Origin of the sequence: Sporofaciens sp. JLR.KK001 (genome assembly GCF_036941055.1) — a bacterium.
Classification (GTDB): domain Bacteria; phylum Bacillota; class Clostridia; order Lachnospirales; family Lachnospiraceae; genus Sporofaciens.
This window is the reverse complement of the sequence record NZ_JAYMNO010000001.1, coordinates 1,220,851-1,235,159: the sequence shown is the minus strand read 5'-3', so window position 1 is coordinate 1,235,159 and position 14,309 is coordinate 1,220,851. Positions and strand designations below refer to the sequence as shown.

General features: G+C 45.0%; 11 protein-coding genes. 1 reads left to right on the top strand and 10 read right to left on the bottom strand.

Annotation, left to right across the window (positions count from 1 at the left end):
* Nucleotides 1–42 precede the first annotated feature (42 nt).
* From VSQ62_RS06725 to VSQ62_RS06695, 7 genes are all read right to left on the bottom strand, one after another.
* Nucleotides 43–1,233: a phosphopentomutase gene (locus VSQ62_RS06725; RefSeq protein ID WP_334633899.1), complete on the bottom strand. Its 1,191-nt coding sequence runs from the start codon at nt 1,231–1,233 to the stop codon at nt 43–45.
* Nucleotides 1,234–1,282: 49 nt separating this feature from the next.
* Nucleotides 1,283–2,095, bottom strand: a complete 813-nt coding sequence (locus VSQ62_RS06720) for a purine-nucleoside phosphorylase (protein ID WP_334633898.1) — start codon at nt 2,093–2,095, stop codon at nt 1,283–1,285.
* A gap of 193 nt (nt 2,096–2,288) precedes the next feature.
* Nucleotides 2,289–3,056 carry a sulfite exporter TauE/SafE family protein gene (locus VSQ62_RS06715; protein WP_334633897.1) on the bottom strand — a complete coding sequence of 256 codons (768 nt, stop codon included), beginning with the start codon at nt 3,054–3,056 and terminating at the stop codon, nt 2,289–2,291.
* Nucleotides 3,057–3,075: 19 nt separating this feature from the next.
* Nucleotides 3,076–3,945 (bottom strand): MurR/RpiR family transcriptional regulator, encoded by an 870-nt coding sequence (locus tag VSQ62_RS06710; protein WP_334633895.1) that lies wholly within the window; start codon nt 3,943–3,945, stop codon nt 3,076–3,078.
* 29 nt (nt 3,946–3,974) lie between these two features.
* On the bottom strand, nt 3,975–5,132 hold the full coding sequence (iadA, locus tag VSQ62_RS06705) for a beta-aspartyl-peptidase (protein ID WP_334633893.1): 1,158 nt from the start codon (nt 5,130–5,132) through the stop codon (nt 3,975–3,977).
* A gap of 14 nt (nt 5,133–5,146) precedes the next feature.
* Nucleotides 5,147–6,613 (bottom strand): Na+/H+ antiporter NhaC, encoded by a 1,467-nt coding sequence (nhaC, locus tag VSQ62_RS06700; RefSeq protein WP_334633892.1) that lies wholly within the window; start codon nt 6,611–6,613, stop codon nt 5,147–5,149.
* A 267-nt stretch (nt 6,614–6,880) separates the two neighbouring features.
* The gene (locus VSQ62_RS06695; protein ID WP_334633890.1) at nt 6,881–8,107 is read right to left on the bottom strand and encodes an MFS transporter; all 1,227 of its coding nucleotides are present in this window, start codon (nt 8,105–8,107) and stop codon (nt 6,881–6,883) included.
* Between the two features lie 118 nt (nt 8,108–8,225).
* Between VSQ62_RS06695 and VSQ62_RS06690 the strand changes: the two genes are divergently transcribed.
* Nucleotides 8,226–9,074 (top strand): AraC family transcriptional regulator, encoded by an 849-nt coding sequence (locus tag VSQ62_RS06690; RefSeq protein WP_334633888.1) that lies wholly within the window; start codon nt 8,226–8,228, stop codon nt 9,072–9,074.
* A gap of 17 nt (nt 9,075–9,091) precedes the next feature.
* Here VSQ62_RS06690 and VSQ62_RS06685 read toward each other — a convergent pair whose 3' ends face one another.
* The 3 genes from VSQ62_RS06685 to VSQ62_RS06675 form a co-directional block, all read right to left on the bottom strand.
* Nucleotides 9,092–10,681 carry an AAA-like domain-containing protein gene (locus VSQ62_RS06685; RefSeq protein WP_334633886.1) on the bottom strand — a complete coding sequence of 530 codons (1,590 nt, stop codon included), beginning with the start codon at nt 10,679–10,681 and terminating at the stop codon, nt 9,092–9,094.
* A 29-nt stretch (nt 10,682–10,710) separates the two neighbouring features.
* Nucleotides 10,711–12,297 (bottom strand): AAA-like domain-containing protein, encoded by a 1,587-nt coding sequence (locus VSQ62_RS06680; RefSeq protein WP_334633885.1) that lies wholly within the window; start codon nt 12,295–12,297, stop codon nt 10,711–10,713.
* Nucleotides 12,298–12,383: 86 nt separating this feature from the next.
* Entirely contained in the window at nt 12,384–14,033 is a 1,650-nt protein-coding gene (locus VSQ62_RS06675) for a MutS-related protein (RefSeq protein ID WP_334633884.1), read from the bottom strand.
* Nucleotides 14,034–14,309 lie beyond the last annotated feature (276 nt).

Sequence of the window (14,309 nt, the reverse complement as noted above, 5' to 3'; positions counted from 1 at the left end):
CAATCTTCATTGAGAGGGGAATCCTCACTATAACTCCTGTTATTATCTTAATTCGTCCAGGACAGAACTTCCAATGGTTCCATCCGGCATATCCAGTCCAAAATTATCCGCGATCGTTGCTCCGATCACCGCAAAGGTCTGTGCATCCTCCAGCTTCCCGCAGCCTTCCATGGATGGGGAATACGCAAGGAACGGCACCTTTTCCCTCGTATGATCCGTGCCTATATGCGTTGGGTCATTGCCGTGATCTGCCGTAATGATCAGCAGATCATCTTCCCTTAGAAGTCCCAGCAGTTCTCCCAGCTTCACGTCGAATCGCTCCAGCTCCTTCGCATACCCCTCCACATCACGGCGGTGTCCCCACAATGCGTCGAAATCCACAAGATTCACATAACACAGCCCTTCAAAATCCTTCTTCGCAATCTCAATCGTCTGCTCCATCCCGTGTACGGAGCTCTTTGATTTGTTCGATTCTGTTAGACCTTCTCCGTCGAAGATATCGAAGATCTTTCCCACGGAGATCACACTAAGCCCGGCATCCTTTAATACATTAAGCGCAGTTCTTCCATATGGCTTCAATGCATAATCATGGCGGTTACTGGTCCTCTTGAACTCACCCTTCTTCTTGCCCACATACGGTCTTGCGATTACTCGGCCGACCTTCCATTCATCCTTCATGGTGATCTCGCGGGCAATCTCGCAGCAGCGATACAACTCCTCCAACCCGAAGGTCTCTTCATTTCCGCAGATCTGAAGAACGGAATCTGCCGATGTATACACGATCATATGTCCTGTGGCGATCTCCTCTTCCGCCAGCTCCTCCAGGATCTCGGTTCCGCTGGCGCTCTTATTTCCGATGATCACGCGCCCCGTCCTCTCTGACAATTCGTCCAGAAGCTCCTTGGGGAAGCCGTTCTCCGTAAATGTCTGAAACGGCTTCGTTATATAGAGTCCCATCATCTCCCAGTGACCGGTCATGGTATCTTTCCCGGTACTGGCTTCACTCAGATATGTATAATATCCCATCGGCCTCTCAGCCGCTTCCACCTGCTTCAGGGGATGGAGATTCGCCATTCCCAGCTTCTGCAGATTGGGGATATGGAATTCCTCCATGCGCTGTGATATATGACCGAGCGTATCCGTTCCCGCATCACCGTAGTCTGCCGCATCCGGTAAGGCTCCCACGCCAAGCGAATCTATCACGATCGTAAATATACGTCTGTATCTCTTCATTTCTTATACCCTCTTTCTCACTCTTTATGCTGTTTTAACTGCAATAAGCTTATATACTCGTTACTACCATCGTGACCAGTTCTTTGAAGGACTTTGCCACACGGTCTGCAGTTTCCTGCACCTCTTTGTGATTCAATTCCTGCTTGGACAAGCCTGCCGCCATATTGGTGATACAGGAGATCCCGCAGACCTCTAATCCCATATGGCGCGCCGCCATCGCCTCACATGCCGTACTCATGCCGACTGCATCGCCGCCCCAGATCCTTGCCAGCCTGACTTCCGCGGGTGTCTCATAATTCGGTCCTGTGAACTGTACATAGACGCCTTCCTTGATATCAATCTTACACTGAACCGCACATTTCCGGATCACGCTCTGTAAGCGCACACTATATACCTCGCTCATATCCGGGAATCTGGTTCCCAACTCTTCTATGTTAGGTCCGATCAACGGGCTTGGAACCCCTGTTGTGATATGGTCCGTGATCAGCATGAAGTCTCCAGGCTTATAGGTGTCGTTCACACCGCCCGCCGCATTGGTAAGGAGTATCTTCTTCGCGCCGAGCATTCCCATCAGACGGGTCGGCAGAACCACATCAGACATGGGATATCCTTCATAATAGTGTACACGTCCCTGCATGATCACTACCGGCGTCTCCTCCACATATCCGAATACGAAGCGTCCCTTATGCCCCTTGACCGTTGATACCGGGAATCCCTCGATCTCGGTATATTCGATGGTATCCACGATTCTGATCTCGTCTGCATAATCTCCCAGCCCGGAACCTAAGATCAAAGCAACCTCCGGCTTAAAATCAATCTTCTCTTTTACACTGGCCAAACATGTCATTAATTTGCTATACATCTTTTCACATTCCTTTCTTTGTTTGAAATTATGTTGTAAATAAATTATACATAATTTTCGTTCTTTTCAAAACGGCATCTGTCGTATTTGGTGGATTTTTATAATTTTAGGATATATGCACAAAAATATGTGCACATTTTTTACTATTTTTCACAAAAGAATTGCGTAATCGAACAAGAGGCAGGTGAGCCTCTCACCTGCCTCCTATAAATGAACTGCAAATCTTTGTAAAAAAAGCCGTCAATACAATTAACATAACAGGCTTTACAATCCTTGAGCCGCCCTTTTCAAAAACTGCAGCGCCGATATAATTTCCTGCAATACCAAATACTCCTGCTGCCAATCCCAATGTCCAAAGTACACGGCCATTCATAAGATAAACTGTAAATGCCGCTATATTCGTTGCCAAATTACTGATCTTCGTCATCCCATTGGCTTCCCGCAGATTCATATGAACCACCCCTGTCAGCAGCAGCAGAAAGAAGGTACCGGTGCCGGCTCCATAAAACCCGTCATACACCCCTACGCCAAATGCAACCGGAATACATAAGCAGATCATCTTCTTAGCGGTATACACTTCTCGTTTTTTATCAAAATCTTTTTCCTTCAATACGTAAAAAGCAACTACCGGAAGAACCAGGATCATAATAAATCCAAAGATCTCATCATCCACTAACATCCCCAATCCTGCTCCCGCCGCGGAACCCGCCAGGGCACAGACAATACACACAACAGCCTGTCTAAGCCTCACATATCCGTCTTTCATATATTTCCCCAGCGCGACGGCCGTTCCAAGTCCTGCCCCTAACTTATTCGTTCCGATCGCGAAATGGGGAGGCAGACCGGCGAGCATATATGCCGGCAGCGTGATCAGGCCTCCTCCTCCCGCAATCGCATCAATAATCCCGGCTATAAACGCCAAAGGACATATGATCAAGAAATGTTTCATTTCCAAAGACATCTATCTTCTTCCTCCTTTTTCACAGAGGATCCATACGGTCAAGAGGCATTACTCCTTTTTCAAAAAGATATCTCTGCATTTTATCAAGCTTCCTTTTATGATGTATAAATATCACCTTATTCTCGTTAAAAAATGCCACCGCAAGCAGATCGATCAATATGATCACAGATGTCATGGAATTCAAAAGGATAAAATGCCTGGTACTGCATATGATAGACACATCAGCCATAAGAGACGCCGGACTTGAGACTCTGTCTGAAAAGCACAGTATCTTGATTCCATTGACACTCAGATATTCTTCTACCGCCAGCGTCATCTTACTATATTCCGCAAATGAAAATACAACGATTAGATCCTTTTCATCTGCAAAAGCCAGTGAATGCAGGATTTCCGGCGTGGATTTGCTCCCGACATCCTCAATATTAAGCCCCAGGCGCGTAAAACGGGCATGGAAATACCGGGATAACGCACTGGAAAAATCACATGCAACACAGTAAATCTTCTTAGCATTCTGCAGCAGTTCTACTGCATCCTTAACAGCCTTTTCATTTCCCGCTTCCCAGATCGTCGCAAAATTCTCCTCCTGCTGCGTCTTATTCCGTCTGAAAAGCTCTTCGAACGGAAGATCCGAAAAGGCTTCTGTAGTAATAGGTGATGTCCAATCCGGCTTTCCTTCTTTCAACTGATTCCTCATATCCTGAAAACTTGTATAGCCGATCATTCTGGAAAATTTGATCACAGTCGCCTCTGTCGTCCCTGTAGCAGCGGCAATCTCCTTCAAACTTGCGAAACAACAAGTATTCGTATGCTGCTGAATATAATCCGCAATCCTTTTCTGCGTCTTACTTAACGTATCGTATTGATTCTTAATTTGCGTCAAAACATCCATGACCGTCTCTCCATTCTGCGTTGTATTGTCTATTCAAAAGTGCCTTTCATCTTTAATCTCTTTTTCCATAGTGCTTCCTGTCCTTTTGCAAATAACCCATCTATCTCCAGATGGTCATCAAGCACAAGTAAATCGGCATCCGCATTGACCGCAATACAACCTTTGATCCCTGTTTTTCCCAGAAGATACGCCGGTGTTGTTGTAAGAAGCCTGATCGATCGCTCCAAAGGCAGCCCTTTCTTTACCAGTATCTGAACTGTCTTATGCAGGAATTTCGGAGATGCATATGTAAGTCCGACACACTTTCCATTTGCATCAAAACGCGGCTGACTTCCGTAAGCATCACTGGATAGAGTAATGTGGTCCAGTTCTACCCCCGGCTGGTCAAGGGTATATAAAACAGTCTCTGCATTCTTCAAAAGCTCATCGTCATCACATCCGGCCGTAAAATCTATATATCCGCCTCTGCGCACAAGCTTTGCGCCCTGCTCTGCCAATTCATGATTCCTGTGCATATGTGTCGGCAGCAATTTATCCGGAGGAAGATCCGAATGATCCAGTGCATAGAAAATTGGTTCCAGACCCTTCTTTCCATTTCCCATGTGGATCGTTACCAGACCCGGAGCACCGCTTAAGAGTCCGGCTCTTCTTGCAGACGTTGCAAGACGTATCAATTCCTCTCCTGTAATATTGGAACTTCTATGATCAGATGCCGCTGTCTTGACTCCGATGATCGGCGGAATCATCACGATATCCTTCTCAACACTTTCTGTAATCGTTGAAGGCGGATATCCGTAGAAGCTTGTCAGCGCATACGCCGTAATTCCCTCTTCTGTCAAAGCTCTTGCTTTCGCCACCAGGTTTTCCACACTTCTCGTAATTCCATCCGTACCGAGAAGTCCTACTACCGTTGTAATCCCGCTCATAAGAAATGTTGACAGCTGTGATTCCGGTACTCTGGATGCCGGGCCTTTTTCCCCGCCGCCGCCGGTTATATGGACATGCAGGTCAATGTAGCCCGGAATGACATATCTTCCTTCCAGATCATACACTTTTACATCCGGCAGATTCTCATATATACTCAAATCTTCCTGAATCCGGCAGATCTTTTCGCCGGCAATCAAAATATCCTTATTTCCTAACGGATCAGGTGCATAAACATTTGCATTCTTGAGTAATTTAATCATAGACTTCATCTCTCCTATTCCATCTCTTCTTCATATTTGCACTTCTCTTCCTCGGTAATTTTTTTGATTCCGATGCCTGTGAACCCGTAGAAGATCGCAATGATAAATCCCACATAACAGAGTACCGCCCATGGCAGATAGTCCAGAACTTCCACGCCAAGACATGACGTCATATAAGCGCCCGCCGCAGACCAGGGAACCAGCGGAACAAATACCGTTCCAGCATCTTCCAGTGTACGCGAAAGATTCTTGGGGTGCAGCCCTCTCCTGACATAAGCCCTTCGGAACATCTCGCCCGGGATCAATATAGATAAATACGAATTTCCTGTTGAAACAGCCATAATCATACAGGAGACTACAGTTGAGGCGATCAGTGTACCTGTATTCTTTGCTACTGATAGAATCTTATTCAGAATTACATCCAACGAACCCGATCTGCTCATGATACCCGCAAAACAAAACGCACAGAATACCAGCAGACACGTGCTCATCATACCGGAAAGTCCTCCTCTTTCAAGAAGTTTTAGCACTTCCTCTGACGCTGTTTCCGGATTCCATCCCTCACGGCTCACCATAGATACTGTAAAACCCGTGGCGCTGCTTGTAATAACATTTGCAAAAGAGGCACCCTGAAAAATAATCGCTTCCATTCCTGCCACTACGCTGGAGAGTATCATGACCGGAATCGTTGGCTTCTGCATAATGGAGCCGACCAAAACTACTATAATAGGCAAAAGTAACAGAATATTCCAGTGAAACATCTGGTCTAATTGCGCCAGCATCGTTGTAACTGTCTCCGATGACGCGTCTGCACCTGCCGCAACTTTGCTTCCCGCTATCGCATATACAACAAGAGAAATGATACTTGCCGGAATCGTCGTCCACAACATGTGTCCGATGTGCTCATAAAGCTGGCTTCCTGCCGCGATCGGGGAAAGATTTGTTGTATCGCTGAGCGGCGATAATTTATCTCCGAAGAAAGAACCGGCCACCACTGCGCCTGCCGTCGCCGGCAGCGAAATGCCCAAAGTACCGGAGATACCCATCAGCGCCACTCCCATAGTCGCCGCTGTTCCCCAGGAAGTTCCGGTACAGACAGACACAATCGCGCTGATAATAAATGACGTCACCAGCATCCATCTGGGATTCACAATCTGGACACCATAATATATCATCATTGGTATCGTACCTGAAATCATCCATGTACCTACAACAGCCCCCACAGAAATCAAGATCAGTATCGCCGGCATACCGCGGGCAATCTTCTGACAGATCTCTTGCATCATATCATCCCAACTATACCCCAGCCTCCATGCCATGGTTCCCGCAAATACCGTAACCAATATTAATAACGGCTCTGTAGCCAGTCCCATCATGCCCTTCCCTACCGTGAGGACAACGAGCATAACTATAATCGGCATGATTGCTTCAGAAAATGTCGGAACTCTCTTTTCTTTGATTTTTTCTTTCTCTTCTATCATTTGAATCTCTCCTTATCAATCTTTGATTTCAATCTATTTAACAGAAGCGCTCCTTGAGATACTCCTATTTTATATGTATCTATTTACCTGTTCAATTCGCAGATTATCAAAATTAAGATTCAAATTTTTATATATTATTCACAAATATATGCAATAAATATCCTCGTTTTTTATGCATATACTCTAATTATCACCTATTTATCCGATTATTAAAGTAAACCACTGAATTTATTTTAGTAAGCAACGAACCACAAAGCGGGAATCCGCTCACATTCTTCTGCATCTCTTCCTGCCCCAGCGGCATGGGTCCGACAGCAAACGGGTCACCGCCCCCTTGCAGGTCAGAAGAACCGGTATCAGGACGATCAATATACAGATCATAAGCAGGCTCTTCACTCCGTACAGATCCATTACCAGCCCGGAATACAGCAGACTGATGATTCCTGTAAAACTGCTGTATATCGCATCCGCCATATTATGCCCCAGATTGCGGAACGCAGGAGAAACACTCTTCTCCGTAACACTTCTCATGGTAGGCAGCAGAATCCCCACCCCCATATTGTAGAGGAATGATCCCGCAAAGATCGCGCCCGGCGACGCGGCATAAAATACCAGTATCAAATTCAGGAATGGCAGTCCCGCAAGCAGCATGTAACGCAGACGAAGAGAATATCTTTCTATCCTGTCCGCCAGAGCTATGAACGGCACCTGCACAACCGCACAGATGAATGCATCGATCCCCAGATCGGAGACATTGCCTCCAACATTCTTAAGAAGCGGCATTTTCAGATTATTCACCGGCGCGATCGCAAGGCCCACCAGAAACAGAATCACGATCAGGTAACGATATTCCCCGCTTGCAAATACCTGATTCAGAGAACGAAGCCCGAATTTCCCGCCTGCCTCAGTCTTAGCATTCCCTTTATCCGATACTGCTCCCCTGCCTTCCGGGAGTAGGGCTGCAGCTGTAATGCCCATGATCAGAAATACGGTCCCAACAGACAACATAAGCGAATACCCAAATTCAGAGATCATCCTTCCAAGCACAACGGATGTGATTGCATAAAAAAACGACGGCAGGCAGCGGATCTTACCATAGACTGAGAAATTATTCTCGCAGATAAGCAGAAGCCAGGAGTCTATGTTCGTCGCATGCGGCAGACACACGAACCCAAGCAGCGGATATAATACTGCCAGCATCGGTATGCTTTCATAGGAAAAATAAATCAGATACATCAATACACCCGCCAATAAAAAGCAGGCAATCGACACCTTCCGATTCGTATGAAACCGGTCGCAGACCATGCCCCAGGCAAATGATCCCACAAATGACGCCAGCAAAAAAGACGCCATAAATATACTTACCATTGTATTGGTAATCCCTTTTGACAGCAGATAAGACATTAAAAATCCAATAAATGAAGCATGAAAACACCAGTATGATATCTCGATCACAGCAAATCCAATCCAATGACGTCTCTTAATAGTCTTCATAATTCTTCCCCTCTCGTAAAATTATTAATCAAATTATAGAAAACCATTGACGTTATGGGAATATCCTTTATAATCTGAAATATAGACAAAATTGAACTTGTTTGGAGGAGACGTGTCTATGCTACAATACTCAGCATATCTTTACGACCAGGATCTTGACAATTATAACGTGGACCTCCCTTTTCTGGTCCATAGCTGCGGCAAGATCTCTATGAACTGCGGCAGGAATCTCAATATAGACCGGCTAAACGGCAGGCAGGATTTTCAGATCATCTATATCCATCAGGGAAAGGGACATTTTATATTAGATAACAGGGAGATTGTACTGGATGAGGGATGTACCGTACTCTACTATCCGTTTGAGATACAGCAGTATTCCTTCCGGCACTTCGAGAATGCGCAGTTCTACTGGCTGCATTTTTCCGGAAATGATATTCCCGGTCTGTTAATAGAAGCCGGATTAGACCGGCAGATCATAGATACCGGCATGGCGTCCTACATCCCCGCCTTGTTCGAGGGTATCATCCGGGAGCTTATCATGAAACAGCCGGGATATCTTCAGATCGCCAACCTCAAAGGCCAGGAATTGGTCTGGCTGCTTGCGCGCGAAGCAAGGAAACAGGCAAACCGGAACCGAAACGGCTATAATGCAGAGATGGAGGATATCCTGGAATTCATCCACCGGAATTACTATCAAGATCTGGCCATCGAACAGCTGGCGAGAAGCTACGGGACAAGTACAAGCTGGTTTATCAAGGAGTTCTCCCGCTATACCGGCCTTACCCCCAAGAAGTATATCAATGAAGTGCGGCTGAACCATGCGAAGGAACTCTTAAGTTCTACCAATTATAATATCAGCAAGATTTCTAATGTGTGCGGCTTCGAGAATCCGCTGTATTTCAGCCGCTATTTTCAGAAGAATTATCATATGGCGCCGACGAAATACAGGGACATGGGGAGGCGTTAGTACGCCTCCCGCCGCCTTTACACAACCGCTTCTATCAGCACTTTCTCTCCAATCCGCAGCTCCTTGACCCCTATCTCCTTTTTCTTATTGAAGTTAAAGCTGAGCATGTATCCCCGGTCCAGATGATAGTATTCCAGATATGCCGCCAATTGCTCTTCCCCACGCTCATGATACGCATTCCCGCGCCACACCTTGAGCTCGATCACGAATTGTTCCCCGCAGTAATCCACGATAACATCTGTTCGTTCCATATTCCTGGTCCGGGACTCTATATAATAATTCCCGGTTCCGTTAATGATCGGCCGCAGATATAATAGAAAATACCGCCTTCCGTCTTCCTCATAGAATCTCCTGTCCTGATCACCATACAATTCATCAAAGTGCTCCACGAACCGCTCCAGCACCTTTCTCATATTCAGATGTCCGTTCTGAACAAATTGATTCTTATCGTGCAATGCAGCTTTGTAAATCTCTGTCTCCTGCATCTCTCTGCCTGCCAAAAACATATTATAAAGACGTGTCTCAAAAATCCGGTTAGCTACAACCACATAACCGTCACAAATCCTGACAAATCCAAACATCACCGCCATATCCGTTGCTTCATCATCCGGATTGTAAGTAATATTCTTCCCTTCAAAAAGCAATTCCGACAATACATTCCTAAGCTTTGGATAATCCCCCAGTTTATTGGATAAGGATTCAAATAATGGATTCTTCTCCGTAATCAGAAGGCGCACAGCTTCCTGTACCCCTGGTTCTGTCCACACTCCGCCTGCAAGTTTTAGCTTCCCGCTATGGAAAGCGCCCTCATCTAAGAGCTTGCACAGACGTGACACCAAAAATGGATATCCCGATGTATATTCATATATAAGTTCTGCTATAGAAGAAATATCCATCCCCGTCCGGCAATCCGCTTCATAGTCTCTCAGCATTCCGGCAATATCTTCCGCTGTAAAACTCATGTCTACATCAAATTCCGACGCAATGTTCCATGGGCTGTTCATCCTGTGCTCCGAATCCTTCCGAATCTTCTGCTTTAGATTCCGAATATCATACACCCCCGCCAGAATTACCGACTGGAAAGTCGGACGTGTCGTTCTCTGGTTAAAATACCCTCTCAATTGCGCAAGGAAATCCAAAAACACTCCATTATTGGACGCCGTGTCCACTTCATCGATCATCAGTACAATCGGTTTGGACGTTCCCCTGCACCACTCACTGAGACAGATAAACAAGCGTGCAAGCTTTACTTGCTTTTGTTCCCCATCTGCAAATGCTTTTAGCTGGTCTAATATCCCTGCAGGAACGTCTTCTCCTCCTACCGCCGCCATTACTTCTCTTGCAAATGCAGACACAAAGGAGGCCTCTGACTCAAAATCTTCATGACTCAACATCTGAAAATCCAGGCTGAGTACACAGTAATCATCTTCCAGATACCTCGCCAGGGCGTGCAGCATCGTAGTTTTCCCATACTGCCTTGCACGGTTTATCGAAAAATATTCTCCCCCATCTATCAAGCACCGGACCTCTTCCAGACGGCTCTCAAGGTTTACCATATAGTGCATCTCGGGCCTGCAGACACCTGTTACATTGAATCTCCTTCTCACGTCTCTCACCTGCCTGTCTGATTTCTTATTTACACAACCGCTTCTACTAACATTTTCTTACCAATACGCAGCTCCTTGACCCCTATCTCCTTTTTCTTATTGAAGTTAAAGCTGAGCATATATCCTCGTTCCAGATGATAGTATTCCAGATACGCCGCCAATTGCTCTTCCCCGCGCTCATGATACGCATTCCCGCGCCACACCTTGAGCTCGATCACGAATTGTTCCCCGCAGTAATCCACGATAACATCTGTTCGTTCCATATTCCTGGTCCTGGACTCTACATAATAGTTCCCCGCCCCATTGATAATCGGCCTCAGATACAGCAGAAAATATCTGCGTCCCTCTTCTTCTATAAATGTCTGCTGACGGTCTCCGTATATTTCATCAAAATGCATCACAAACTTCTCCAATACCAATCTCATATCCAGACGTCCGTCACAGATAAACTGATTCTTATCCCGCAGTGCTTCATTATAAATAGGTTCTTCCTGCATATCCGTTGATGCCAAAAACAAATTATACAGCAATACTTCGAAAATTCTATTTGCTATCACTACATTATGATCAGCCTTCTTAACAAAACCAAACATCAATGCTGTCTCAATCGAACGCATACCTACAACATAGGGAATCTCCTTCCCGCGAAGCAGAAGCTCCCCAAGCATCCTCCTAAGTTCCGGGTAATCTTCAAGCTTATTGAACAATGATTCAAATAAAGTATTGGATTCCGACAACATGATCCTCACTGCCGCCAACACACCTTCCCGGGTCCACACATTTTCTGTATGATTGCTAGTTACTTTCTCGTCAATCAACTTACAGAGATACGAAACCAGAAATGGATATCCTGACGTATAGTCATATATCATTCCAGCGATCTCTCCGACATCCATCCCAACCTTGCAATCTGCTTCATATTGCTTTAACATCCCAGCTATATCAGCAGCCGAAAAGCTCATATCCACCGGGAAATCTACTGCTATGTTCCATGGGCTGTTAAATTTATGCTCCTCCTCCGACCGAATCTTTCGCTTTATATTCTTAATATCATAGACACCGGCCAGAATCACCGAATGGAATGTCGCTTTGACATCCCGGTCTATATAGTACCCTCTCAGCTGCGCAAGAAAATCAAGAAATACCTGGTTATTACTTGCACTGTCTACTTCGTCAATGAGTAAGACAACAGGTTTTTCGGCCTTACTGCAGATTCCGCTTAGATACTCAAAGAGTTCAAACAATTCCAATTCTTCTCTATTCTCCTGCAAGGCCTGTTTCAAAGCACACACTGCCTGGGTGGCCGCACTATGTTTCTGTACACTCTCCATCGCCCGTACAAAGAGATTCGCGAATGCCAACGAAAATATATTCTCATTTCTGAACTTTGAAGCGCCTAATATCTGAAAATCCAGGCTGATCACCATATAGTCCTTCTCAAGGAAATCAGCTAATGCCTTCAAGGTTGTCGTCTTCCCGTATTGCCGGGCACGATTAATCGTAAAATAATCTCCTCGATCTACCATTTCCTTTATCTCAATCAGCCTGTTTCCAATATCTACCATGTAATGCAGCCCAGGCCTGCAGACACCTGTTACATTGAATCTCTTTCTCACGTCTCTCACCTGCCTGTCTGATTTCTTAATATTTATAATTGTACGTAACCCGCGATAAAATAGTTCCCCTCTCTTTAACTGTATTCTCATTTCCATTGGGCCAAATATCGATTGGCAGCTTCTACAACACTTTCCGGAAACCCAAAATGATCCAACAGCTTTATCGCATTTCTCTGCTCACAGATTCCCTGATGAAGCTTATAATCAAATACAATCTCCTCGTTCCTGGCCTTCTCACTGAAATAGTAATTCGCATAATGATCACTGTCTAGCAGATCAATCAGCTCCACATCATGGGATGCCACTATCACGATACAATTCTTACGCTCCAGATACTTTAAGATCGCTGCCGAAGCCGCGATCCTCTCCTGGCTGTTCGTTCCCCGGAGGATCTCATCTATTACCGCTATGACGAGGTTCCCTCTGTCAATCACTTCTACAATCCTCTGCAGCGATCTAACCTCTCTTACAAAATAACTCTCCCCCGCCAGCAGATCATCCCTGATCGCCATAGATGTATATACCTCTGCCTTTGCTATACGCGCAGTCTTCGCTGCACAAGTATGGATACTCATAGCCAATATCTCATTAATCGCGACCGCTTTAATAAAGGTGGATTTCCCGGACGCATTGGATCCCGTAACGATACAACTGTCATTCAGGCTGAAATCATTGTAAACCGGCTCTTCCAGCAATGGATTGTACATCTCCTCATAACTGATCCCACCCCCTTCATCGAACTCAGGAACACAATACATCGGGATACTTCTTCGGAATGAAGCCGCTGAAACCGCCATATCCAACTCCCCAAGCAGCTCGAACACCTGATAAATCACGGTTAAATATTCTTCCAACATCGTCAGGATTCGATTATACATCACAAAGTCAAATAAAAAGGCGCCCGTTATATACATCGCAAATACTTCCATAAAATCTGCTGAATATTTTCTTCGATGTCTTCCATTGATGAATTTCAAGGATTTTGTCAGTTTCCTGACAACCTCCTGATTCTCTCTAAATCCCCCGAATACTGCATCATTCTTCTCCTCTGCAAACTCTCCGCTGATCTTTAGAATGCTCTGTACTGCTATCATAAGATCCATATTAATCTCATACTTTCCTTTCATCAAAGCATAGATATTTATATTCACTAAGAAAATGATCCCCAAGAAAGCATACGCATACGTATGGCGCAAAAGGATGCTCATAACAATTGCCAAAAACAGCAGCAATTGCAGCAAATAGTAAATCCATATTTTACTCAGCTTAAAATGATCTAACCCATTCAAGAATGATGAGATATAATAATTATTCTCTCTTTTGCCTATACGCAATAGCTTTTTTTGTATATCTATTCTGGCGTCTTGATGATCCGTCACAAATATGATCTTATTTTCCAGAGCTTCCAGCCTCGAATCCTCATAGCAAAGGGTCCTCAGACTCCGATACAAATACTGATCTCCTACCGACGAACAGCACATATTAATTCGCGCAAAGATTTTATCCATACTAAGATCGTTCCAGGTGATATCATCTATATGACCCCGGCAGTCTTTGCTCTTCCTTTCCTTCCAAAATATCTTAATCTCATCAAAATTATAATCCTTATACTCTGGTTTCGCCCCGAATTGCTTCAAAAGCATATGGTGAGCTTTTTTCCGATTCATATGGGAACTATACAGACCGCCCACCAAAATAGCCGTAATCAATCCTGCTATAAGAAATAATTGTTCCACTTTTTCTTCTTCACTTCCTTCGTCTGGTCATTCCTGACAATCTGTCCGAAAACTGATTTCTACAAGTCCGTCAGTATCTTCCGCTGATATTTCTCCGGGAATATCTGCAGAAAAACAGGATGCCAACGGAAGAAAAGAGCCAGCCGGAGATCTCCATTATCTTATTCTGTATTACAGTTTATCACGAGAATCTTTCATGTGCAAATGAAATAAGATCACTTTTTATCTTGACATCTAATATTCTCCAAAATACAATAATGATGTAAATGCACATCA

Bases quoted from the DNA above. Each gene is read 5' to 3' on its own strand.
- VSQ62_RS06720 (WP_334633898.1), bottom strand. From the start codon at position 2,095: ATGTATAGCAAATTAATGACATGTTTGGCCAGTGTAAAAGAGAAGATT.
- VSQ62_RS06690 (WP_334633888.1), top strand. From the start codon at position 8,226: ATGCTACAATACTCAGCATATCTTTACGACCAGGATCTTGACAATTAT.
- VSQ62_RS06710 (WP_334633895.1), bottom strand. From the start codon at position 3,945: ATGGATGTTTTGACGCAAATTAAGAATCAATACGATACGTTAAGTAAG.
- nhaC (WP_334633892.1), bottom strand. From the start codon at position 6,613: ATGATAGAAGAGAAAGAAAAAATCAAAGAAAAGAGAGTTCCGACATTT.
- VSQ62_RS06715 (WP_334633897.1), bottom strand. From the start codon at position 3,056: ATGTCTTTGGAAATGAAACATTTCTTGATCATATGTCCTTTGGCGTTT.
- VSQ62_RS06725 (WP_334633899.1), bottom strand. From the start codon at position 1,233: ATGAAGAGATACAGACGTATATTTACGATCGTGATAGATTCGCTTGGC.
- iadA (WP_334633893.1), bottom strand. From the start codon at position 5,132: ATGATTAAATTACTCAAGAATGCAAATGTTTATGCACCTGATCCGTTA.
- VSQ62_RS06695 (WP_334633890.1), bottom strand. From the start codon at position 8,107: ATGAAGACTATTAAGAGACGTCATTGGATTGGATTTGCTGTGATCGAG.